Source organism: Pandoraea thiooxydans (genome assembly GCF_001931675.1).
Classification (GTDB): Bacteria; Pseudomonadota; Gammaproteobacteria; order Burkholderiales; family Burkholderiaceae; genus Pandoraea; species Pandoraea thiooxydans.
On sequence record NZ_CP014839.1, the window covers coordinates 365,495 to 386,637 of the forward strand.

26 protein-coding genes are annotated in these 21,143 nt (G+C 64.6%); 15 read left to right on the top strand and 11 right to left on the bottom strand.

The features are described from left to right. Positions 1 to 35 precede the first annotated feature (35 nt). The 6 genes from PATSB16_RS01685 (at position 36) to PATSB16_RS01710 (ending at position 3,629) form a co-directional block, all read left to right on the top strand. Positions 36 to 293, top strand: coding sequence for an acyl-CoA-binding protein (locus PATSB16_RS01685; RefSeq protein WP_047216160.1), 258 nt, complete (start codon positions 36 to 38; stop codon positions 291 to 293). 173 nt (positions 294 to 466) lie between these two features. Then, complete coding sequence (pilV, locus tag PATSB16_RS01690) at positions 467 to 949, top strand: type IV pilus modification protein PilV (protein ID WP_047216161.1); 483 nt, start codon at positions 467 to 469, stop codon at positions 947 to 949. Between the two features lie 6 nt (positions 950 to 955). Further along, a complete protein-coding gene (locus PATSB16_RS01695) occupies positions 956 to 1,831 on the top strand; it encodes a PilW family protein (protein WP_047216162.1) in 876 nt (291 codons plus the stop codon). A 44-nt stretch (positions 1,832 to 1,875) separates the two neighbouring features. Beyond that, entirely contained in the window at positions 1,876 to 2,565 is a 690-nt protein-coding gene (locus PATSB16_RS01700; RefSeq protein ID WP_156884546.1) for a PilX N-terminal domain-containing pilus assembly protein, read from the top strand. Between the two features lie 15 nt (positions 2,566 to 2,580). Further along, positions 2,581 to 3,042, top strand: coding sequence for a type IV pilin protein (locus PATSB16_RS01705; RefSeq protein ID WP_052892787.1), 462 nt, complete (start codon positions 2,581 to 2,583; stop codon positions 3,040 to 3,042). Between the two features lie 5 nt (positions 3,043 to 3,047). Next, positions 3,048 to 3,629 carry a GspH/FimT family pseudopilin gene (locus tag PATSB16_RS01710; protein ID WP_052892788.1) on the top strand — a complete coding sequence of 194 codons (582 nt, stop codon included), beginning with the start codon at positions 3,048 to 3,050 and terminating at the stop codon, positions 3,627 to 3,629. A gap of 7 nt (positions 3,630 to 3,636) precedes the next feature. Here the strand turns inward: PATSB16_RS01710 and PATSB16_RS01715 are convergent, their stop codons facing one another. Beyond that, the gene (locus PATSB16_RS01715) at positions 3,637 to 4,968 is read right to left on the bottom strand and encodes a ferredoxin reductase family protein (RefSeq protein ID WP_052892789.1); all 1,332 of its coding nucleotides are present in this window, start codon (positions 4,966 to 4,968) and stop codon (positions 3,637 to 3,639) included. A 370-nt stretch (positions 4,969 to 5,338) separates the two neighbouring features. Here PATSB16_RS01715 and PATSB16_RS20980 point away from each other — a divergent pair, with 370 nt between their 5' ends. Next, entirely contained in the window at positions 5,339 to 5,851 is a 513-nt protein-coding gene (locus PATSB16_RS20980) for a cytochrome b (RefSeq protein ID WP_047216855.1), read from the top strand. Positions 5,852 to 5,900: 49 nt separating this feature from the next. Here PATSB16_RS20980 and PATSB16_RS01725 read toward each other — a convergent pair whose 3' ends face one another. Genes PATSB16_RS01725 through PATSB16_RS01735 form a run of 3 tightly spaced genes read right to left on the bottom strand, consistent with a single transcriptional unit; the run spans position 5,901 to position 7,088 of the window. Further along, a complete protein-coding gene (locus PATSB16_RS01725; RefSeq protein WP_156884548.1) occupies positions 5,901 to 6,368 on the bottom strand; it encodes a DUF3318 domain-containing protein in 468 nt (155 codons plus the stop codon). 5 nt (positions 6,369 to 6,373) lie between these two features. After that, positions 6,374 to 6,757 (bottom strand): phage holin family protein, encoded by a 384-nt coding sequence (locus tag PATSB16_RS01730; RefSeq protein WP_047216165.1) that lies wholly within the window; start codon positions 6,755 to 6,757, stop codon positions 6,374 to 6,376. A 22-nt stretch (positions 6,758 to 6,779) separates the two neighbouring features. Then, positions 6,780 to 7,088 (bottom strand): ElaB/YgaM/YqjD family protein, encoded by a 309-nt coding sequence (locus PATSB16_RS01735; protein WP_072628590.1) that lies wholly within the window; start codon positions 7,086 to 7,088, stop codon positions 6,780 to 6,782. A gap of 194 nt (positions 7,089 to 7,282) precedes the next feature. Here PATSB16_RS01735 and PATSB16_RS01740 point away from each other — a divergent pair, with 194 nt between their 5' ends. Beyond that, positions 7,283 to 7,921: a peroxiredoxin gene (locus PATSB16_RS01740; RefSeq protein ID WP_047216166.1), complete on the top strand. Its 639-nt coding sequence runs from the start codon at positions 7,283 to 7,285 to the stop codon at positions 7,919 to 7,921. An 82-nt stretch (positions 7,922 to 8,003) separates the two neighbouring features. On the opposite strand, the gene PATSB16_RS01745 is transcribed toward PATSB16_RS01740, so the two are convergent. Then, positions 8,004 to 9,194 (bottom strand): acyl-CoA dehydrogenase, encoded by a 1,191-nt coding sequence (locus tag PATSB16_RS01745; protein ID WP_047216167.1) that lies wholly within the window; start codon positions 9,192 to 9,194, stop codon positions 8,004 to 8,006. A 149-nt stretch (positions 9,195 to 9,343) separates the two neighbouring features. Between PATSB16_RS01745 and PATSB16_RS01750 the strand changes: the two genes are divergently transcribed. Beyond that, positions 9,344 to 10,141 (top strand): IclR family transcriptional regulator, encoded by a 798-nt coding sequence (locus PATSB16_RS01750; RefSeq protein ID WP_047216168.1) that lies wholly within the window; start codon positions 9,344 to 9,346, stop codon positions 10,139 to 10,141. 3 nt (positions 10,142 to 10,144) lie between these two features. On the opposite strand, the gene kynA is transcribed toward PATSB16_RS01750, so the two are convergent. The 3 genes from kynA to kynB are packed head-to-tail and all read right to left on the bottom strand — an operon-like array spanning position 10,145 to position 12,941. After that, on the bottom strand, positions 10,145 to 11,026 hold the full coding sequence (gene kynA, locus PATSB16_RS01755) for a tryptophan 2,3-dioxygenase (RefSeq protein WP_047216857.1): 882 nt from the start codon (positions 11,024 to 11,026) through the stop codon (positions 10,145 to 10,147). 23 nt (positions 11,027 to 11,049) lie between these two features. Further along, positions 11,050 to 12,303 (bottom strand): kynureninase, encoded by a 1,254-nt coding sequence (kynU, locus tag PATSB16_RS01760; protein ID WP_047216169.1) that lies wholly within the window; start codon positions 12,301 to 12,303, stop codon positions 11,050 to 11,052. Positions 12,304 to 12,326: 23 nt separating this feature from the next. Next, positions 12,327 to 12,941 carry an arylformamidase gene (gene kynB / locus PATSB16_RS01765; protein WP_418303889.1) on the bottom strand — a complete coding sequence of 205 codons (615 nt, stop codon included), beginning with the start codon at positions 12,939 to 12,941 and terminating at the stop codon, positions 12,327 to 12,329. 154 nt (positions 12,942 to 13,095) lie between these two features. Between kynB and PATSB16_RS01770 the strand changes: the two genes are divergently transcribed. Further along, on the top strand, positions 13,096 to 13,590 hold the full coding sequence (locus tag PATSB16_RS01770) for an Lrp/AsnC family transcriptional regulator (protein ID WP_047216170.1): 495 nt from the start codon (positions 13,096 to 13,098) through the stop codon (positions 13,588 to 13,590). 7 nt (positions 13,591 to 13,597) lie between these two features. Here PATSB16_RS01770 and PATSB16_RS01775 read toward each other — a convergent pair whose 3' ends face one another. Together PATSB16_RS01775 and PATSB16_RS01780 are read right to left on the bottom strand one after the other, a co-directional pair. Next, the gene (locus PATSB16_RS01775; protein ID WP_047216171.1) at positions 13,598 to 14,050 is read right to left on the bottom strand and encodes a MarR family winged helix-turn-helix transcriptional regulator; all 453 of its coding nucleotides are present in this window, start codon (positions 14,048 to 14,050) and stop codon (positions 13,598 to 13,600) included. 1 nt (position 14,051) lies between these two features. Continuing rightward, positions 14,052 to 14,564, bottom strand: coding sequence for a flavin reductase family protein (locus tag PATSB16_RS01780; RefSeq protein WP_047216172.1), 513 nt, complete (start codon positions 14,562 to 14,564; stop codon positions 14,052 to 14,054). A 141-nt stretch (positions 14,565 to 14,705) separates the two neighbouring features. Between PATSB16_RS01780 and PATSB16_RS01785 the strand changes: the two genes are divergently transcribed. The 5 genes from PATSB16_RS01785 (at position 14,706) to msrA (ending at position 20,056) form a co-directional block, all read left to right on the top strand. After that, positions 14,706 to 15,752: a 2,5-dihydroxypyridine 5,6-dioxygenase NicX family protein gene (locus PATSB16_RS01785; protein WP_047216173.1), complete on the top strand. Its 1,047-nt coding sequence runs from the start codon at positions 14,706 to 14,708 to the stop codon at positions 15,750 to 15,752. Next, positions 15,749 to 16,594, top strand: coding sequence for an alpha/beta fold hydrolase (locus tag PATSB16_RS01790; protein WP_047216174.1), 846 nt, complete (start codon positions 15,749 to 15,751; stop codon positions 16,592 to 16,594). Before PATSB16_RS01785 ends, PATSB16_RS01790 begins: the two co-directional genes overlap by 4 nt. A gap of 9 nt (positions 16,595 to 16,603) precedes the next feature. Beyond that, positions 16,604 to 17,857 carry an acyl-CoA dehydrogenase family protein gene (locus PATSB16_RS01795; protein WP_047216175.1) on the top strand — a complete coding sequence of 418 codons (1,254 nt, stop codon included), beginning with the start codon at positions 16,604 to 16,606 and terminating at the stop codon, positions 17,855 to 17,857. Positions 17,858 to 17,896: 39 nt separating this feature from the next. Beyond that, entirely contained in the window at positions 17,897 to 19,408 is a 1,512-nt protein-coding gene (locus PATSB16_RS01800) for a class I adenylate-forming enzyme family protein (RefSeq protein WP_047216859.1), read from the top strand. Positions 19,409 to 19,510: 102 nt separating this feature from the next. Next, entirely contained in the window at positions 19,511 to 20,056 is a 546-nt protein-coding gene (msrA, locus tag PATSB16_RS01805; RefSeq protein WP_047216176.1) for a peptide-methionine (S)-S-oxide reductase MsrA, read from the top strand. On the opposite strand, the gene PATSB16_RS01810 is transcribed toward msrA, so the two are convergent. After that, positions 20,043 to 21,134 carry a DUF72 domain-containing protein gene (locus PATSB16_RS01810; RefSeq protein ID WP_047216177.1) on the bottom strand — a complete coding sequence of 364 codons (1,092 nt, stop codon included), beginning with the start codon at positions 21,132 to 21,134 and terminating at the stop codon, positions 20,043 to 20,045. The genes msrA and PATSB16_RS01810 overlap by 14 nt on opposite strands. Between the last annotated feature and the right edge of the window lie 9 nt (positions 21,135 to 21,143).

Consider the following 21,143-nt stretch of genomic DNA (forward strand, 5'->3'; position numbering starts at 1 on the left):
CGCATCCGTTCGATTCTTTATGGAGGAAGTTTGCAATGAGCGATTTGAAAGCGCGTTTCGACGACGCGGTGGCCGCGTCCAAGGCACTGTCCGAGCGCCCCGATAACCTGACGCTGTTGCGCATCTACGCGCTGTACAAGCAAGCCACTCAGGGCGACGCGAGCGGCGAGCGTCCCGGCATGACGGCGATGGTCGAGCGCGCCAAGTTCGACGCCTGGGCCATGCTCAAGGGCGTCACGCCAGACGCCGCGATGACGAGTTATATCGAACTGATCGAATCGCTCAAGCGTTGAGAGATCGACGCCGCCCGTCTCCCCGCTAACGGCAGCCTCGGCTGCCGTTTTCCTTTGCATTAACATCATTCACTCTGAATGCCATGCATTTCGGAATCTTCACCTTTGACGAAGATTCCGCTTCTCCGCACAATGCGCGTTCCTGAACCAGTCCAGTCGGAGAAGAGGCGTCAATGCAAGGGTTCTCGCTGATCGAGATTCTGATCGCGATGGCGATCATGACGGTCGGCCTGCTGGGCGCCGCAAAACTCCAGGCGCTGGTTCTGCAGGCTCACCGCGATGCATCCCACCACATGACTGCGGCAGAGCTGGCCGGCGATCTGGCCGAGGCGATGCTCGTCAACCCTGCGCTGGCGCATGCGGCCGCCCTCGGTGCCCATGGCGATTCCCGGGCTGGGTGCCATACCGGCCCCTGCCAACCCGATGTCCTTGCAGCCGCACAGTGGGCTTCGTGGCAAGCGTCGCTGCGCACGCGGTTGAGCGGCGCACGCGGCGTGTTCTGTCCGCGAGGCAAATTGCTCGTGTCGGGCGCTCAATGGCGGTGCGGCGATATCGGCGCGTCGGCGCCCTCGCTCGGCATCGGTTGGCGGGTTGGCACGCAATCCGAGCATTTGCGGGTTTTCTATCTGCCGGCGCCCCATTATTTTTCGAACTGATACCGCATGATGCGAGCGCTTGGGCAATCGCACTGGCGAGGTGCGTCGCTGATCGAACTGATGATCGCGCTGAGCCTGGGATCGCTGCTGATGCTTGCCGCCACCGCCATGCTGCTCGCCTCGAAGCGAGCTTACGTGCACCAGATGGAGCTTGCCGCGTTACAGGAGCGAGGCGCCTTCGCATTGACGATCCTCAGGCGCGTGGTGCGCATGGCAGGGTATCGCAACTGGGATCTCGACGCTGGCCGTGTCGTCTGGCCGCCGCCGCGCGAGCGGGTGCCGGCCATTCGCGGCAAGGATAACTGCGCGCTGGCGTTTGCCGCCTGCGGGCCGAGCGTGAGTGGCAGCGATTTGCTCGAGGTGCGGCACGAAGGCAGCGGCGCGGGCGACGGTGACGGCGGCGTGCTCGACTGTGCCGGCCGGCGCGTGCCGGGCCCCCGTGCCAATGGCGCGGGCTCGGCCGACGAGCGCGGTCGCAGCGTCTTTTATGTGGCACGCAGCAGCAGCGGCGAGCCAGCATTGTATTGCCGCTATTTCCGCGCGTCGGGCGGCAGCCGCGCCGAGGCGCTGGTCGAGGGAGTCGAGAACTTTCAGGTGATCTACGGCATCGATGCGAACGGCGATGGCGTGCCGGAGCAGTTTCTGCCGGCGCGTCGGCTGCAGGCTGCGCAATGGCGGCAGGTCGTCGCCATACAACTGGGCCTGGTGTTGCGCAGTCCGATCGCGCTCGGCTCAGCGGAGCCGCCCGGCGTGTTTTATCTGTTCGGGCGAGATTATCCGGAGGCGGACGGCATATACCGCCCGGCTGCCGACATACCACGGGCGCGCCATCAGGTGAGCGCTACGATTCAGTTGCGCAATGCAATGCGCCAACCATCGTGAGCGAGAGCGGGGCGGCGCCTCGCGCGACGTTCGCCCAGCGCGGCATGGCTCTGGTCGTAACGCTGTTGACGCTGGCCGGCATGATGATGCTTGGTATGTCCGCGCTGCGAGTGGTGCAACTGAGCACGCGCATTGCGCACGCCGAGCGTGAGCGCACTCACGCGTTTTACGCGGCCGAAGCGGCGTTGGCCGATGCCGAGCGCGATATCGCACTCGGTTCTCGGGCCGCGCTGTTTGCGACGTCGCCGGCGATGCCTCGCCGGCTTGCCGAGCGCGCGCGTGAGTCCTTCGTGCCCGGCGTATGCCAGCGCGGGGGTATGCGGCAGGGGCTGTGTCAGAGCGCGCCCGGGCAACCTTCCGTTTGGCTGACGGTGGATTTCGACGACGTTACCGCGAGCGCAGCGAGTGTCGCCTACGGCACCTTCACCGGCGCGCGGCTGTCCGTCGCCCGGTTGCCGCGCTACGTTATCGAGGCATTGCCGGCGGTCGCGCGGGCGCGCGGCGCGGCGCCGCTCGACGCGCTATATCGGATCACCGCGGCCGGCTACGGGCCGACACTGCGGCAACCGGTGATCCTGCAAAGCGTGTATCGCCTGGCGCGGCCGGACGGCGAGGGAGCGACAGTCGAGCAGCTCCCGGCGGGCCGCCTGAGCTGGCGAGAGATCACCACCTGGGACGAGATGCGGGCCGGCATGGCTCGCGCGGTCCGGCCGATCGACGGCGCAACCGATTAACGAGATCGACGAGAGATGAAAAGACATACCGCAACCGCCGGATTCACGCTGATCGAGTTGCTGATTGCGATGGCCATTGTCGCCGCGCTGGCGTCATTCGCATACAGCGGCTACGCGACCTATGTGCTGCGTGCGAAGCGCGCCGAAGGCCAGGCCGCGTTACTGCGCAATCTGCAGCGACTCGAACTGCACTACCTGACGAGCGGCACCTACGGTCATGACCGTGACAAGCCCGAGGATCCGTGGCAGGGCCTCGATGCCTATTCGTCCGACACGCCGGCGCGCAGCGCTTACCGGTTGGCGATGGCGAGATGCGCTGCCGCGGCGTCGGGCGAGCAGACCTCCTATCGCCTGTGCGTGCGTTTGCGCGCGATCCCACACAGGTTCGACGACAGCATCTGTGGCGAGCTGCTGCTGCAAAGCGACGGTCAACGTGGCGCGGCAGGGCGCCTGCCTGGCCCGGCCGGCTGCTGGTGAGGCCGATGCGCAATGCATGGTGGCGCGCAATCCCCCGGGCGAGCGGCGTGACCCTGGTCGAACTCCTGATCGTGCTGGCCATCGTCGGCTCGCTCGCCTTGGCCGTGACACCTTCGCTGCAAGGTGTGATGGGCCGTCTGGCCCTGCGCAGCGCCGCCCGCGATTTTCTGGCGACACTGCACCATGCGCGCGCTGCCGCGCTTGCCCGTCAGGCGCGCGTGGTGGTCGCGCCGCTCGATGGCGCCGACTGGTCGTCCGGCTGGATCACGTTCGTCGACAGCAACCTGAACAACCGGCACGATCTGGGCGAGGCCATATTGATACGCCAGTTGGCGCTGCGCGGCGGGATCGTTGCGACGTCGCGTCAGAGCGGTGGTGAGGCGATGCCCTTTATCGCTTACGCGGCCAATGGCTACACCCGCGCGGGTCGTTGGAACTGGCTGTCGGGAACGGTCACGTTTCGGCAAGGCGACGAAGCCCGCGCCATTGTGGTGAATGCGCTCGGACGGGCCAGACTGACCGATGCGGCGCCGGCATCGCCACCGGTTGCCCCGGCAACCTCCACGGACAGGTTGCGAGCCTCATAGGCCGCGCTCAGCGCATTTCGAACCATTCACGGTGAAAGCGCCGGCCAGGCAGCCCGGTGGCGCGCCAGGCACGCTGCAGCGCCGCGCCGAAGCGGGCCGGGCCGCAGAACCACAGCTCGGCACCGGCCGGATCGTGCAGTCCCGCGGTGATCGCTTCGAAGTCGAGCGGTCGTTGGCGCGCGCTGTCGACCAGCACGAGCGTCACGCCCGTCTGCGTGCAAAGCGCGCGCAACCGCGGTACGTAGGGATCCTTTGCGGTGTCGCGCGTGCAGTAAAAGAATGTCACCGACGGCGAGCGGCGGCCGAGCCAGCGCAAATATTCGAGACGCGCCAGAAATGGTGTCAGGCCGATGCCGCCGGCGACCCAGACCTGCTCGCTAGCCGTGCCGCGAAAATCGAAGCCGCCATAGGGTCCTTCGATCGTGACCGGCTGTGCGAGCGCCAACCGTCTGGCGAGCTGCCCGGTGTAGTCACCGAGCGCCTTGATGACAAAACGGATTTTCCTCGCCTGCGGGTCGGCGCCGGCAATCGTGAATGGGTGTGGTCCCTCGGCGGGATCGAAGCAGACGTAGGCGAATTGCCCCGGCCGATGCGGCAGGCTGCGTGTGTCCAGCGTGCACTCGACTTCCAGCATGCCATCATGGGCTTCGAGCCAGGTGATCGTTCCGTTCACGCGCCGGTGCCGCCCGACTCCGCCAGTGGCGGACACGGCGGCCGCGGCGCCCCCCAATAATGCGCTCAGCCCGACCAGCGCGCCGAGCGGTGTGAGGCGCAATTGCGGCGGCAGTAGCAGCAGCGCATGCCAGGTCGTCGCCAAATACAGCAATGCCGATAGCCGGTGTGTTTTGCGGAACCAGCGATAAGGAATGCTGCGCAACAGCGCAATAGCAATCAGCGCGCACAGCAGCGTACCGTTGGCCAGTTCGGCCATTTCCTGCGTCGCTGCGTTCCAGTCCAGGCCAACTTGTCTCGACGCGTCGGCCGACTGTGCGGTGCGAATTCGGGCGAGTCCATCGGGAAGCCATTCCAGGATGCAATGGAGCAACACCACTGCGCCGGTCGCAATGCCTGCCCATTTGTGCAGCCGGTAGCACCGGTCGAGTCCGCCCAACGGTTTCTCGATCCAGCGCCAGCGCATTACCACCACGATCGCCAGCGTCAGCAGCACGTAGGCCCAGACTCCGCTGAGCACGATGGCTTCGCGCGCCAGCACGGCAGTGCTTGGTGGCGCGGAGAATAGATCGCGCGGAGCGCTGAGCGACCAGAGCACGGCAACCAATAAGGTAACGCCCAGCAGAAGTCGGCCCAGGGATTGTTCAGCGGCTTTCGTTGGAAACATGGTGAGTGGTTCGGATGGACTGAGTCGGCACGACTGTATCGATATCCGCTGCCGGGCGCGGCGGGAAGGCGTCACTGGAGAGATAAGAATTTGCCGGCCCTGGCTTCGGAATGTTTCCGACTCCGCCGATCGGGCGTGGGCTCGCCCGATCGGCCTGTCGGGATTGCCGTGGGACGGGGTGGTGGTGGGAATTGTCTTAACGTGCGGCGGCGCGGTTCTGCCACGGCCGCCTCTTTTTCTCGTTCAGCAGTCTCGCTCCCGGCAGCACAATGCAGGCGGTGAAATCACTGACCTGTTGCCCGCGCGTGCGATTGCAGCCATTACGGCTTCGCCCATGGGGGTAACGATTTTTTGGATGAATCAATCGATCATGAAGACTCAAAAATTCCCGCCGCTGGCGGTTGTGCTGCACTGGCTGTTTGCCGCTCTGATTATCTGGGGCATTTTTTCCGGCTTTTACGCGTCGTTCGGCAAGCCGAGCCCGGCGGTGTTCAATTGGATTTCATTTATCAATGTGTCGGCCACCGCGCTGTTCACGCCGCTGTTTTTCTTCCGCGTCTTTTACCGCATGACTTTTCGCGCGCCGCCGCTGACCGAGCTCAGCGTGCCCAACGTTGTGGTGGCCAAGGGGGTGCAGGTCCTGATTTATTCGATGGCATTGGTGTCGTTCGTATCGGGCTGGCTCATGATGTCGCGGCCCGTGAACGTCTTTAACCTGATTCACATTCCTCAGCCGTTGCACGATCCGCGAGTCCTGGCGATGTGGGTGAGTATCCACTTCTACTCGAACGCCTTGCTGGCCGGATTTGTCTTTCTGCATGTCGCCGGCGTACTCAAGCATCAGGTGATGGGCAAGCGCATTTTGCAGCGCATGGCATTCTGACCGGGATCCACCGCGGTGCCACCCCGGCCGACCAGGCGCGGCGCGTCGGTCACGGCGGGGAGAAATCGTCGTCGCTGTTCGGTGCGCCACGCGTTGTGCCGGCGGTGTCGCCGCCGGCGGTCGCGGCTTGCCACAGCGCGTAGCCTTTCCATGCGAGCATGCCGAATGCGCCCCATTTGGCCAACGGCCGCGCGAATTTACCCAGCCGGGTGCGCGTCAATCCGGTCAGGACGAGCGAGGCAACCGAGCTCAGGTACGGATAACGCTGCAACAGGCCACTGAGCGTCAGCAGGCGCTGTGCGGCGGATTGCCCGCGACCGCGCGCCAGCAGGCGCACCCAGCCAAAGCCGCGCGCGGCGCTGCGCCATTGGTCGAGGGCCTCGCCAAGTTCGGCGCGCTCGACGGTGATGCGGGTCAGCACGATCTCCTTGCGCAACGCCAGCAGGTCGCGCCGAGCGTAATGCGAACGGTGCGGTCGCGGCCGCATGCGAGACGGGTCAGGCGAGCGGGGTGCCATGGCGTTCAGTCTCCGCGCAGTGCATCGCGATCTTTCTGAAATTCGTTGAGGGTTGCCTCGAACGGCAGCGGCGCCTCGCGCAGCATGCGCCGCGCCAGCGCCGCGCAGATCAGCCCGGCCACCAGATAAATCACCGCGATCGCGCACAGGGCTTGCCAGCGGTAGGTGTCCCAGAACAGTACGGCGACCAGCGCGGTCAAGGTGATCAGCGCCAGCAGGCCGAACAGCATGCCGGTGAGCCCGAGAAAGGCGATTGTCAGCAGGCGATCCTTTTCCTCGCTCAGTTCGATGCCGATCAATTCCAGCCGGGATTGAACGATCTCGAGCGCTACGCCGACCGTGCGGCGCAGCGAGGGACGGCCCGCAGCGGAGCGGTCGTTGTCGGTCATCGGTGTCGGCCGCGTGCCCGCTTTATTTGCGATTGATCAGCAAGCCGAGCAGCAGGCCGACGCCGGCGGCGATACCAACCGCTTGCCAGGGATGGTCATGCACGTAGTCATCGGTGGCGCGCGCCGCCAGCTTGCTTTTCTCCACGACCACGACCTGGACATCGGAGGCCTTCTCCTTCGCCTGCTTGAGCAGGGCCATGGCATTTTCGCGCAATTCGGTGGCACGCTCGCCAGTGGCGTTGGTGGCTTGTTTGAGCAGATCTTCCGCGTCGGCGAGTACCGCCTTGATATCGGTCATGAGCTTCTCCTTATTGGCTTGCGATTGCGACATGGTCATTCCTGCATGAATACGAATACGTCAGTGTCTATGCTACCCCGGGTTGGCATGCGTTGCCACGAAACGACAACCGGCGGAGACCCATATAGCAAAAAATTATTTGCTACTGATTTTATATTCCTTTTGCCGGCCTCCCGCATCCTATAATCTTCTAAGACCGCAATGAAGCACCTCAAGGAGACCATGTCATGAGTTTGCGTTTGGGCGATACCGCTCCCGATTTCGAACAGGATTCCTCGCAAGGCCGCATCAAATTCCACGAGTGGCTCGGCAACAGCTGGGGCGTGCTGTTTTCCCATCCGGCCGATTACACGCCGGTGTGCACCACCGAGCTCGGTCTGACCGCCAAACTCAAGGGCGAGTTCGAGAAGCGCGGCGTCAAGGCTATCGCGTTGTCGGTCGACGACGTCGAATCGCACAAGGGGTGGATCAACGACATCAATGAAACCCAGAGCACGTCGGTGAATTTCCCGATTCTGGCGGACAAGGACCGCAAGGTGTCGAATCTGTATGACATGATTCACCCGAACGCCAATGAAACGCTGACGGTGCGCTCGCTGTTCGTGATCGATCCGAAAAAGAAAGTGCGCCTGATCATCACTTACCCGGCCAGCACCGGCCGCAATTTCGATGAAGTGTTGCGCGTCATTGATTCGCTGCAGCTGACCGACAATTACTCGGTCGCCACGCCCGGCAACTGGAAAGAAGGCGAAGACGTCGTGATCGTGCCGTCGCTGCAGGATCCGGAAGTGCTGAAACAGAAATTCCCGAAGGGCTACAAGGTCGTGCGTCCGTACCTGCGCATGACGCCGCAGCCCAACAAGTAATTCGGCATCGAGTTTCGCGGCGTGCGATCCATGCCGTATTTCGGGCCCACCGCTGACACGGTGGGCCATTTTTATTGGTGCTTCAGAAAAACGCCTGGATGCCGGTTTGCGCGCGCCCCAGAATAAGCGCATGGATATCGTGGGTGCCTTCGTAGGTGTTGACGACTTCCAGGTTGACCAGATGGCGTGCCACGCCGAACTCGTCGGAGATGCCGTTGCCGCCCAGCATGTCGCGCGCCAGGCGGGCCACGTCGAGTGCCTTGCCGCATGAGTTGCGTTTCATGATCGAGGTGATTTCGACGGCCGCCGTGCCTTCGTCTTTCATGCGGCCCAGCCGCAGGCAGCCCTGCAGACCCAGCGTGATCTCGGTCTGCATGTCGGCCAGCTTTTTCTGAATCAGCTGGTTGGCCGCGAGCGGGCGGCCGAACTGATGCCGGTCGAGCACATACTGGCGAGCCGTGTGCCAGCAGGCTTCGGCCGCACCAAGCGCGCCCCATGCGATGCCGTAGCGCGCCGAATTCAGGCACGTGAACGGACCCTTGAGGCCACTCACGCCGGGCATCAGATTCTCTTCCGGCACGAACACCTGATCCATCACCACTTCGCCGGTGATCGAGGCACGCAGGCCGACCTTGCCGTGAATCGCCGGTGCGCTCAAACCCTTCCAGCCCTTTTCCAGAATGAAGCCGCGGATTGCTTCCTTGCCGTCGTCGCCCTGCAGCTTGGCCCAGACGACGAACACGTCGGCGATCGGCGAATTGCTGATCCACATTTTGCTGCCGCTGAGCTCGTAGCCGCCGGCGACTTTTTTCGCGCGGGTGGTCATGCCGGCAGGGTCGGACCCGTGATTCGGTTCGGTCAGGCCAAAGCAGCCGATCCATTCGCCGGTGGCCAGCTTGGGCAGGTATTTCTGTTTTTGCGCTTCGCTGCCGAATTCATGAATGGGCACCATCACCAGCGAGGACTGCACCGACATCATCGAGCGGTAGCCCGAATCGATGCGCTCGACCTCGCGCGCGATCAGGCCATAGCTGACGTAATTCAGCCCCGGGCCGCCATATTGCTCGGGAATGGTCGGGCCGAGCAGGCCGAGTTCGCCCATTTCACGAAAGATCGCCGGATCGGTTTGCTCGTGACGAAACGCCTCCAGCACGCGGGGGGCCAATTTGTCTTGGGCGTAGGCCTGTGCGGCGTCGCGCACCATCCGCTCTTCTTCGGTGAGCTGCATGTCCAGCAGCAGCGGATCTTCCCAGTGAAATTGCGCTTGACTCATACCCACTCTCCTTTTTCCTTCGGCATCAAATGAAAAATTGCAGCTTGACGGAAGTTCCGCAATGCGGAACAATGTTCTGAAATCCGTTTTAGTTTAGCACTAAAGTATTTGTGCGACAAACGCAAAATAACCTGTCGGAGGGAGTCACTATGAAAGCGTTGGCGCGTCTGCCACAAATCGATGCCGCGGCGGTGGACGAGCGCAAATTCGTTACCGCGCTTGCGCGCGGCCTCGACGTGCTGCGCTGCTTCGGCGCCGACGATGGCCTGCTCGGCAACCGCGAGATCGCCGATCGCACCGGTTTGCCCAAGGCAACCATCAGCCGGCTGGTGTATACGCTGACCGAACTCGGTTACCTGCGCTACGACGCCGACGTCGGCAAATATGCGCTCGATGCCGGCGTGCTGGCGCTTGGCTATGCTTTCCTCGGCGGCGCCGACATTCTCACGCTGGCGCGGCCTCACATGCGCGCGCTGGCCCGCGAGATGCAAAGCGCGGTATCGCTCGGTTGCCGGGAAGGCCTGGAGATGGTCTATCTCGAGACGATCCGCAGCGAGGCCGCGCTCACGCTCGGGCTGACCGCTGGCTCGCGCCTGTCGATGCTGACCAGCTCGATGGGCCGCACCTGCCTGGCAGTGATGTCGCCGGGCGAGCGCAGCGCGACGCTTGCGGCACTGCGCAAGGCGCATCCGGATAACTGGGAGCAACTGAGCGCGGGGGTCGAGCGGGCGGTGGAGACGTTTCAGCGCGACGGTTGCTGCTATTCGTTCCGCGAATGGCACGAGGGCGTCAACGCCGTCGCGGTGCCGGTGCGCGACACGCGCCAGCAGCGCTGGCTGGCGATCAGCTGCAGCGGACCGGCCTCGTCGATCCCGGAGGAGAAATTCCGCCTTGAAATCGGTCCGCGCCTGAAGGCGATGGCCGCGCGCCTGAGCGGCCATCGCTAAGCGTTATAGCGCCGTGCGTACCTGCCACAATTCGGGAAACAGCACGACGTCGAGCATCTTGCGCAGGTAAGGCGCGCCGCTCGTACCGCCGGTGCCCTGCTTGAAGCCGATGATGCGCTCGACGGTGGTGACGTGCCGAAAGCGCCACTGGCGAAAGGCATCCTCCAGATCCACCAGTTCCTCGGCCATTTCGTAGAGGTCCCAGTGGTGCGAGGGGTCGCGATAGACGGCCAGCCATGCGGCTTCGACCGATGCGTCGTGCGGCGTCGGCTGTGTCCAGTCGCGCGCCAGGCGCGTTGGTGCGATCGCAAAGCCGCGCCGCGCCAGCAGTGCAACCACCTCGTCGTAGAACGACGGTGTCTCGAGCGCGGTCTGGACCTGCGCGAGCAGGTCCGGTCGATGCGCGTGCGGTTTGAGCATGGCGGCATTTTTATTGCCGAGTATGAATTCCAGCACGCGGTACTGATACGACTGAAAGCCCGATGAGGTGCCCAGATACGGGCGCATCGCCGAATATTCCGATGGCGTCATGGTCGCCAGCACGCTCCAGGCCTGCACCAATTGCTCCATGATGCGCGAGACGCGCGCCAGCATTTTGAACGCCGGCGGCAAGTCGTCCTGCCGCACCGCTTCGCGCGCGGCCTGCAGCTCGAACAGCGCCAGCTTCATCCACAGCTCGGTGGTTTGGTGCTGGATGACGAAAAGCATCTCGTTGTGGTCAGGCGAGCGTGGGTGCTGCGCCGACAGAATCGCGTCGAGCGACAGATAGTCGCCGTAGCTCATGGACGTCGAAAAATCCAGTTTCGCGCTGTGCCAGCCGCCCTCGGCGGCCTTGTCTTCCCCGTGAGAGGTGGACGGGTGATTCATGGTTTTTTTACTCCGCAGGAGATGGGTTTTCGGTCGATCGATCAGGTAACGGCGCCGCGGCGGTGAAATTCCGGCCGATCCCAACTGCCCGTGGCGAGAATCTCGCGCAGGATGGCGACCGCGTCCCACACGTCGGCGAAGCGGGTGTAAAGCGGCGTGAAGCCGAAGCGCATGATGCCCGGCTCGCGGTAATCGCCGATCACGCCGCGCGCGATCAGCGCCTGCACGATGGCGAAACCTTGCGGATGCTCGAAGCTCACCTGGCTGCCGCGCATGTCGTGCGCGCGCGGCGTGACCAGCGTCACCGGAAAGTCCGCACAGTGCTGCTCGACCAGTTCGATGAACAGATCGGTCAGCGCCAGCGATTTGGCGCGGATCGCCCGCATGTCGGTTTTGCCGAAGATATCGAGCCCGCACTGCACGAGCGCCAGCGACACCATCGGCTGCGTGCCGCACAGGTAACGGCCGATGCCCTCGTCGGGCTGATAGTCGGGCAGCATCGCGAACGGCTGGCGGTGCCCCCACCAACCCGACAGCGGTTGCCAGAACGTCGCCTGATGGCGCGGATTCACCCACACGTAGGCCGGCGCGCCGGGCCCGCCGTTCAGGTATTTATAGGTGCAGCCGATCGCATAGTCGGCGCCCGCGCCGTTCAGGTCGACCGGCACGGCGCCGGCCGAATGGCTCAGATCCCAGATCGCCAGCGCGCCGGCGGCCTGGATGAGCGAGGTTTGCGCGGCCATGTCGTACATCGCGCCGGTCCGGTAGTTGACATGGGTGAGCAGCGCCACGGCGACGTCGTCGCGCAATGCCGCCGGCAGTTCCTCCGGCGCATCGATCAGGCGCAGCGCATAGCCGTCGTCGAGCAGGTTCGCCAGGCCTTGGGCGATATACAGATCGGTGGGGAAGTTGCTCCGTTCGGAGACGATGATCTTGCGCTGCGGCGCATGCTGCTTCTGGTGATGCAGTGCCGCGGCAAGCACCTTGAACAGATTCGACGAGGTGGTGTCGGTGACCACGACTTCATTGGCGCCCGCGCCGATGAGCGGCGCCAGCTGGTCGCCCAGGCGACGCGGCAGCGCGAACCAGCCGGCGTCGTTCCAACTGCGAATGAGGCCGTTCCCCCATTCCTGCGTGATGACCTGCTGCGCGCGCGCGGCCGACTGGCGCGGCAGCGCGCCCAGCGAGTTGCCGTCGAGATAGATCACACCCTCGGGCAGATCGAAGTGCTGGCGCAGCGCGCCCAGCGGGTCGTCGCGATCTCGTTGCTCGCAATCGGGGCGGGTTATCGTCATGGCATTTTCCTTATCGAAGAAATTCAAAGCGCGCGCAGTACGGCTCTGACCGGACTGGCGTCGAGGTTGGTGAATTTGAGCGGCAGGGCGATCAACTCGTAATCGCCGGGCGCGACGCCGTCGAGCACGATGCCCTCGAGGATCGCCATGCGATGGGCGCGCACGCGGTGGTGCGCATCCATGGTCTTGGAGGTTTGCGGATCCAGCGACGGGGTATCGATGCCGATCAGCTGCACGCCGTGCGCGGCGAGCAGGTCGATAGTGGCCGCCGCCACGGCGCAGAACGCTTCGTCCCAATCGGCCGGGCTGCGCTCGTACGTGCGCAGCAGCACGCGCGGCGGAACATCGAGCAAGTGGCCGTCCAGGTGATGGGGCTCGACGCGCGGCTGCGCGCCGATGCAATCGATGACGCGGCATGGCCCCAGGTACGGCGTCAGCGCGACCGCGCCGATGGCGTCACCGGCGGCATCGTAGTGCAGCGGGGCATCGGTGTGGGCACCGGTATGCGGCGACAGCGTGATCCGCCCGACATTGACCGGACAGTCGGGACTCATCGTCCATACGCGTTCTTCCGTCACGCGTGTGTCGCCCGGCCAGGTCGGTGTCTGTGGATTGACGGGAGGGCTGATATCCCAAATTTTGCGGGGGGTGTCCACGATGCGCAAACCTGCCAAGAAATGTAATTGTTAGCGCATGATAGAAGAAAATTATTCGAAAGTGCTTGCTAAATGATCTAATTAAATTCGATTGATTCGAATATAATTCTTTTTTTATTTTGTTTTAAGAAATAATATGCAATCGATTTCCCTCGACACGCTGGATTGCAAGATTCTGTCGTTATTGCAGGCCAACGGCCGGATCAGCAATCTCGAGTTGGCCGAGCATATCGCGCTGTCGCCGTCGGCGTGTCTCAGACGCCTGCGCCTGCTCGAGGAGCAGGGGGTGATTGCCCGCTATCAGGCATGCCTGAGCCACGAGAAGCTGGGTTTCGAACTCGAGGCCTTCGTGCACGTGTCGCTGCGCCATGACCTGGAGAGCTGGCACGAGAAGTTCGCGCGCACCATTCAAGAGTGGCCTGAGGTCGTCGGCGCGTTCGTGGTGACCGGCGAGAGCCACTATGTGCTGCGCGTGCTCACGCCGAGTTTGAAGCACTATTCCGATTTCGTGTTGCAGCGCCTCTATAAGGCACCTGGCGTCATGGACATCCGCTCGAATATCGTCTTGCAAAAACTCAAGGATGAAATCGGCGTGCCGGCCGAATTGCTATCGGCCGTGGCTCGCGCCTGAGCGGGCACTAAGCGCGCCGCGGGCCCAATTCGTCGATCAGCGCGCGCAGGGTGGCCTTGAGCTGCGCCGATTCGGTTGCCCCGAAGCGCTGCAGCAAGCGTTCCTCGTGCGCCTTGGCGCTGGCCACCAGCGGTGCGGCCAGGCGACGGCCGGCGGGCGTGCCGCTTACCAGTGACTGACGGCGATCGACGGTGCCGGGCTGGCGTATCACCAGGCCCGCGTTTTCAAGCCGGTCGACCACCTTGGTCACCGTAGGCTGCTTGGCCAGCACGATGTCGGCCAGTTCGCTGATCGTGCAGGCGCGCCCGTCCGAGAGCGTGGCCAGGATGCGCCATTCCGAGACGGCCAGCCCGGCTGCCTGCACTTCCTGATGGAATTCATGCGAGACCAGGGTGCTCGCGCGCGCCAGCAGGTAGGCGAAATAGTCGTCGATGAAGGGTGAGCGCTCAGGATGTTTCATATCAATCGAGCGACTGGGGTTCGTGAAAACCGCCGCGATGAAAGATCAGCGGCGCTACGTTCTCGGCATGCGGATGGACGCCGCAGCGCTCAACCTCGCCGACGAAAATCACATGATCGCCCTCGACGTAACGGCTGCGGTTGTGGCATTCGAACCACGCCAGCGCGCCGTCGAGCACCGGTACACCGGTCGCGCTCAGCGTGTAGGGAACACCGGCGAAACGATCTCCCTTGAGCGTGGCGAAACGCCTGCACAGATCCAGTTGCGAGGACGCCAGTACGTTGACCGCGTAGTGCGAGTTGTCGCGAAACACCGGCATGCTGCCGGCGGCGCTGGACAGGCTCCACAGAATCAGCGGCGGCGCGAGCGAGACGGAATTGAATGAACTGGCGGTGATGCCGATCAGTTGACCGTGGTCGGCGCGCGTGGTGATCACTGTCACGCCGGTTGCGAATTGCCCCAGCGCCCGTCTGAAACTGGCGTCGTCGAAGTCGGGAGCGGCGGCGCGCCTCATGACGGAAGACTCCTTGCGGCGAGTTGATTTATATGATCTTTCATATACTATGACGTGGATAATAGATCGACAAGCGTTCCGTTACCCGCGCGGCCATGACCTGCCTCGCTGGGCCGGGCGCTGCTGCCATCAGGAGACGACGTGCTGATCGAGCGTATCGAGCATAAATGGATCGAGGCGTTCGCCGCGACCTTGCGCCTGTGCGATATCCAGCCGGGCGATGCGGTGGCGATTGTAGCCGAATCGCAATCCCGCCCCGTCAACGTGGAATTGGCCCAGTTGGCGCTGGAGCGGCTCGGCGCGCGGCCTTATCGTATTGTGATGCCATCGCCCGCGCAGAGTGCACCCGTGCCGGTGCGCTCGACCGGGGCAAGCGATGCGCTGCAGGGACTCGCCCCGGTGATCGCCGCGCTCAAGGCCTCGACGCTGGTGGTGGACTGCACCGTCGAGGGACTGCTGCACGCGGCCGAATTACCGGCGATCCTGGCCGGCGGGGCCCGCGTGCTGATGATTTCCAACGAACATCCGGAGATTCTCGAGCGATGCGCGGCCGACCCCGCCCTCGAGGCCAAGGTGCGCCAGGGCATCAGGCGTCTGCGCGCTGCCGGCCGGATGCGTGTGAGCTCGAGCGCCGGCACCGCGCTCGATGTCGCGTTGGGCGGCGCTCGCGTGGGCGGCGTGTGGGGGTGGTGCGCCAAACCCGGCCAGGTCGCGCACTGGCCCGGCGGCCTGGTGCTGGCCTTTCCCGCCGCGGGCAGTGTGAACGGCACTTTGGTGCTGGCGCCCGGCGATATCAATCTGACCTTCAAGCGCTATTTGCGCGAGCGTGTGGTGCTGAGCATACGCGACGACTACGTGACCGATATCGACGGCCATGGGCTGGATGCCGATCTGATGCGCGAATATTTCGCCGCATGGGGCGAGCGCGACGCCTATGCGGTGTCGCACGTCGGCTGGGGCATGAATCCGCGAGCGCGCTGGGAGTCGCTGGCCTGCTATGACAAGCGCGACTGCAATGGCACCGAGCAGCGCGCCTTCGCGGGCAACTTTCTCTATTCGACCGGCGCCAATGAGGTGGCGGGGCGGCATACGCTCGGGCACTTCGACCTGCCGCTGCGCCACTGCACGGTCGCGCTGGACGACGAGGTGATCGTGCGCGACGGCGTGCTGCAGGGAGATCTCGCATGAGTTCCAGTCTGCCCCGATCCGGCATGGCGTTCGACGTGACCGGCGATGGCGACACGGCAATCTTTCTGTTGCACGGCATCGGCGGCAATCGGCACACCTGGCCGGCGCTGGTCGATGCGCTCGGTCGGGCCGGTTACTGCGCGGTGGCCTGCGATCTGCCAGGGTACGGCGCCAGCGCGACAGTCGAACCATACACGCTCGAGCAACTCGCGCTCAGTTGTGTGCAATGCATGGATATCGTCGGCGCGCGCCGCGCAGTGGTGCTTGGCCACAGCATGGGCGGCATGGTGGCGCAGACAATCGCTGCACTGGCGCCGGGCAGGGCCGATGGCCTTATCCTTTACGCTACCTCGGCGGCGTTCGGACGGCCCGACGGCGATTGGCAGCGGGATTTCGTGCGGCAGCGTACGGCCCCCCTCGATGCGGGCTGCAGCATGAGCGAGCTTGCCCGGGATCTGGTGGCGCGCATGGTCGGCCCCACCGCATCGGCCCAAGCCATCGCCGCCGCGGTTGCCGCGATGGGCGCGGTGCCTCCCGAGACCTACCGCGCCGCACTCGGAGCGCTGGTCGCGTTCGATCGTCGCGCCGACTTGCCGCGCATCGCCGTGCCGACCCTCGCGCTGGGCGCCGAAAACGACGGCAACGCGCCACCGGCGGTGCTGCAGAAAATCGCACAACGCATCCCCGGCGCCGAATACGTTTGCCTGCCGCAGGCCGGCCATTTGGCGCACCTCGAGACGCCGGCCGCATTCAACGCGGCGGTGCTCGCATTTCTGTCCCGGCACTTTCCGGCAGCCTCGGCGACATCGCCGATGCCGCCGCGTCCATCCCGTTTTTCGTAGGAGGCTGTCTTGCCATCTCCGTCACGCTCGATCGTCGGCGAACATTTTCCCCTGACCGACGAACAACAGAATCTGCTCTCACTGGCCGAGCAGGTCGGCCGCGAGTCGCTGGCCCCGCGCGCCGCGCGGTGGGATCGCGAGGCGTCGTTCCCGTTCGAGAACTACCATGACATGCGCGCCGCCGGCTTGCTGGGCTTGTGCGTTCCCAAGTCACATGGCGGCCTGGGAGCGGACTATGCGACCTACATGATGGTTTCGGCCGAACTCGGACGTCATTGCGGCGCCACTGCGCTGACGTTCAACATGCACAGCTGCTCGATGATGTGGACCGGCATTCTGGCGGACGATCTCGATATGTCGGACGCGCAGCGGGCCGAGCACCTGCGCTACCGGGAACACCATTTCGAGCGGGTGGTGCGCGATGGCGCGATCTATGCCCAACCATTCTCCGAGGGCAGCGCCGCGGCTGCCGGCAAGGCGCCGTTCGGCACCACCGCGACCAAGGTGGCGGGCGGCTGGCGTATCAACGGTCGCAAGATTTTTGCCTCGCTCTCCGGTGCCGCCAATTACTACGGCGTGCTGTGCACTGAGGAAAGCGCCGCGCCGAGCATGCGCGATACGCTCTACATTGCGGTGCCGGGCGATGCGCCCGGCCTGACCGTGACTGGCGAGTGGGACCCGCTGGGCATGCGCGGCACCGTCTCGCGCACGCTTATCTTCAAGGACGTGTTCGTCGCCGATGAGCTGCAACTGATGCCGCGCGGCGTCTACTATCAGGCCGCCGGCCGCTGGCCGCACATGTTCATGACGCTGGCGCCTACCTATATGGGCATTGCGCAAGCCGCTTATGATTTCACGGTGCAGTACCTGCGCGGCGAGGCGCCCGGCATGGGTGCCCCCGTCAAGCGGCGCATGTACCCGACCAAGCAGATTGCCGTGGCGCAGATGCATATCATGCTCGAACAGACACGGGCGCTGTTCCTGCGGGCGATTCAGGACGCGCGTATCGATCCGGGCAAGCAGGCGCGCTTGCGGGCCTATGCCGCGCAATACACCATCATGGAAAACGCCAATGCGTTGTGCCAGTTGGCGATTCGCACGTGCGGCGGCCAGTCGATGCTCAAGACGCTGCCGCTCGAACGGCTTTACCGCGACTCGCGCTGTGGCGCCCTGATGCTGCCCTGGACGGCCGAACTGTGCCTCGACCGGATCGGCCGCGAGGCGCTGTACGAGCCGGGCGAGAGCGACGACAGTCCGGCCTGAACTGGCCGAGCGATGATCCAACCGGTGCAAGGGAACTCGATGAACAGTCTGGCCGATTTGATTGAACAACATGCGCAGCGCACGCCGCAGCAAATCGCCGTGCGCTGCGTGTCGGCGCGTGACGGCCAGGCCGCGGCGGTCTTCGACTACGCGACGATGTGGCGGCGCATCGAGCGTATCAGCGGTCATTTGAGCGAGACCTGGCGGATCGCGCCCGGCGATCGGGTGGCGTGCCTCGGCTTCAATCACGAGTTGCAGATTTCTCTGCTGTTTGCCTGCATGCGAGTCGGTGCGATGCTCGCGCCGCTCAATATCCGGCTGGCCTTGCCGGAGCTGGCCGCGATCGTGCAACAGGCGGGCGTGCGTGTGCTGTGGTTCGACGAGGCGCATCGAACCCAGGCCGAGGCGCTGCAGGCGCGCCTGGCGGGCCTGCATGCGCTGGAAATCGGTTCGATTCACGACCTGGTGATTCACCCGTCGCCAAAGGGGCTGACGTACGCGCCGGTCGACCCGCATACGCCGGCATTGCTGGCATATACATCGGGTACCACCGGCGAGCCCAAGGGGGCCGTGCATACACAGGCCGCGTTGCTGGCCAACGCCCGGGCGAGCTGGTGGGCGCATGATATGAGCGCGGCCGATCACGTGCTGTCGGTGCTGCCGCTGTTTCATGTCGGCGGCCTGTGCATCCAGACCCTGCCTGCGCTGTTGTGCGGCGCCAGCGTGACGCTGCACGCGCGCTTCGACGCGGGCGCCTGGCTCGATGCAGTGCGCACCGACCGTCCCACGCTGTCGCTGATGGTGCCGGCTACGCTGCGCGCGGTGCTCGGTCATGCCGGCTGGGCCGACGCGGACCTCTCGTCATTGCGCGGCGTGATGGCGGGCTCGTCGGTCGTGCCGCGTGCTTACATCGATGCCTTCCACGAGCGCGGCGTCCCGCTCGGGCAGGTCTATGGCGCCACCGAGACCGGGCCGGTGTCGATCGTGCTCAAATTCGCGCGGGCCATGCGCAAACCCGGCAGTACCGGCATGCCGTGTCCTGGCGTCGAAATCCGCTTGGTACGGCACGGCAAGGATGTCGCGCCCGGTGAGGTGGGCGAGATCTGGGTGCGCGGTGCGAATCTGATGCAAGGCTATTGGGGCGCGCCCGATCATCCGGCGTTCGTCGATGGATGGTTTCACTCGGGCGATCTGGCGCGCTGCGACGCCGAGGGCGATTACGAGGTCGTCGGCCGCAGCAAGGAGATGATCATTTCCGGCGGCGAGAATATCTATCCGGCCGAGATCGAAAACTGGCTGGTGGGATTGCCCGGCGTGGCCGAATGCGCGGTAATCGGGGTGTCCGACGAACGCTGGGGCGAAGTGCCGGTCGCGGTGCTCAGCCTGCATCAGGCCGGGTCGCTCGATGCCGATGCCGTACTGGCGTTTCTCGGCGAGCGTATCGCCCGCTACAAGCTGCCGCGCCGTATCGTGTTCCTGCCGGCGCTGCCCAAGAGCGCGCTGGGCAAGGTGCAAAAGGCAGTGCTGCGCGACGAACTCGCGAAGGGGTAACGCACCGGCGCGGGCGCGGCGGCCCACCGGCGCAACGCTTGCTGCCAGGAATCGCCGCTTGGGCGACAATAGGCGTTTCGTGTCAGCCAGAGAGAGGGCATCATGACGGATTCTGCTGAAACGGCGACCTTGGGCAACGGTTGCTTCTGGTGTACCGAGGCGGTATTCCAGCAGGTCGAAGGGGTGCAGCGGGTGGTCTCGGGGTATGCCGGCGGGCATGTGCGGCAGCCGACGTATCACCAGGTGTGTGACGGCGATACGGATCACGCCGAAGTCGTGCAGGTGACGTTCGACCCGCAGGTGATCAGTTACCGCGAGATCCTGGAAATTTTCTTCGCCACGCATGATCCGACCACGTTGAACCGGCAGGGCAACGACGTGGGCACCCAATACCGCTCGGTGATTTTCTATCACTCGCCGGCACAGCGCGAAGTCGCGGAGCAGCTGATTGCGGAACTCACGCGAGAGCAGTTATACCCCGGTCCGATCGTCACGCAGGTGGTGCCGGCGGCCGAGTTCTGGCCTGCCGAGGGCTATCACCAGAATTACTATCGCGAAAATCCGCAACAGGGCTATTGCGCCGTGGTGATTTCACCGAAGTTGGCGAAATTCCGCGCCAAATTCGCCTCGCGCCTCAAGGCGTCGTAGCCGTATCGGCTACGGCCTCTGCCAGTTTCAGGCAGCTCAGCGGCGACGACCCCTCGGCCTTGTTGTTGACCACCAGGTAGACCGGCTGGCCGGCGCGCGCATAGTGCGCCGCCAGCGTCGCCAGCACGCGGCGTGTATCGGGATCAGGATCGACCAGCTTGTCGAACGGCGCGTATTTCGCTTTGGCCTGTTCGTAGCGATGCGCACTGTTCAGGCTCCAGCGCACCACCAGCGGTCCGGCTGCCTGCTCGTCGAGCAGCGCCAGCGCCGCGGCCTGGCGGGCGGCGTTCGGCGTGCGCGCGTGCAATCCCAGGCAGTAGCGCACGCCTGCCTGACGCAATGTCTTGATGAGTCTGGGCGTGAGTAGCGTCGCGTCACGGATCTCCACCGCATAGCATGGTCCTGTGCCGGACGGCGAGCGCGCCAACGGCGGCAGGGCGGAGAGAAACTCGCCGAGTCGCTCGGCGAAGCGGTGGCCGGTTCCCAGCCACTCGGACGGCAATGGCGAGAACTGAAACACCAGCGCTCCCGCCTTGTCGCCCAGCCCCAGCAGGCAGGGCGTGACGAATTTGTCGACAGCCAGCGTGGCGTCCAGAAAGCAAGGGTTGGCGCTCACACCCTGGCCCTTGTCGTTGCGTACCGTGGCGTCGCACACCAGGCTCGGCGCCTTTACGACGAAGCGGAAATGCGCCGGCACCTGGCTGGCATAGCGCTGGTAATCGGCCAGGGCCAGCGGTGCGTAAAACGACCGGTCGATGCCGACGCAGCGCAGCAGCGGGTGGTTGGCGTAGGCGCCGAGGCCTTGCCGCGCGAGCTTGGTTTCCGCGTAATCGTCATCCCATACGATGCCCCGCCAGCCGGGGAATGACCAGGAAGACGTGCCGAGATGCAGGCCCGCGGGCAAGGCTGCGGCGAGTCTCAGGAGTGCAGTGTCGGCAGGTGCGGGCAGGACAGCGCCTCGCCGGGGCGACGGAGTTTTCGTGACGGCGATCACCTCCGGCGAACCATCGGCCGCATCCATTGGCTCAGTTGGCGCGGCAGCGGCATGCGCCGATCCGAACAGGTCGAACTGACTCACGTTCTGCCG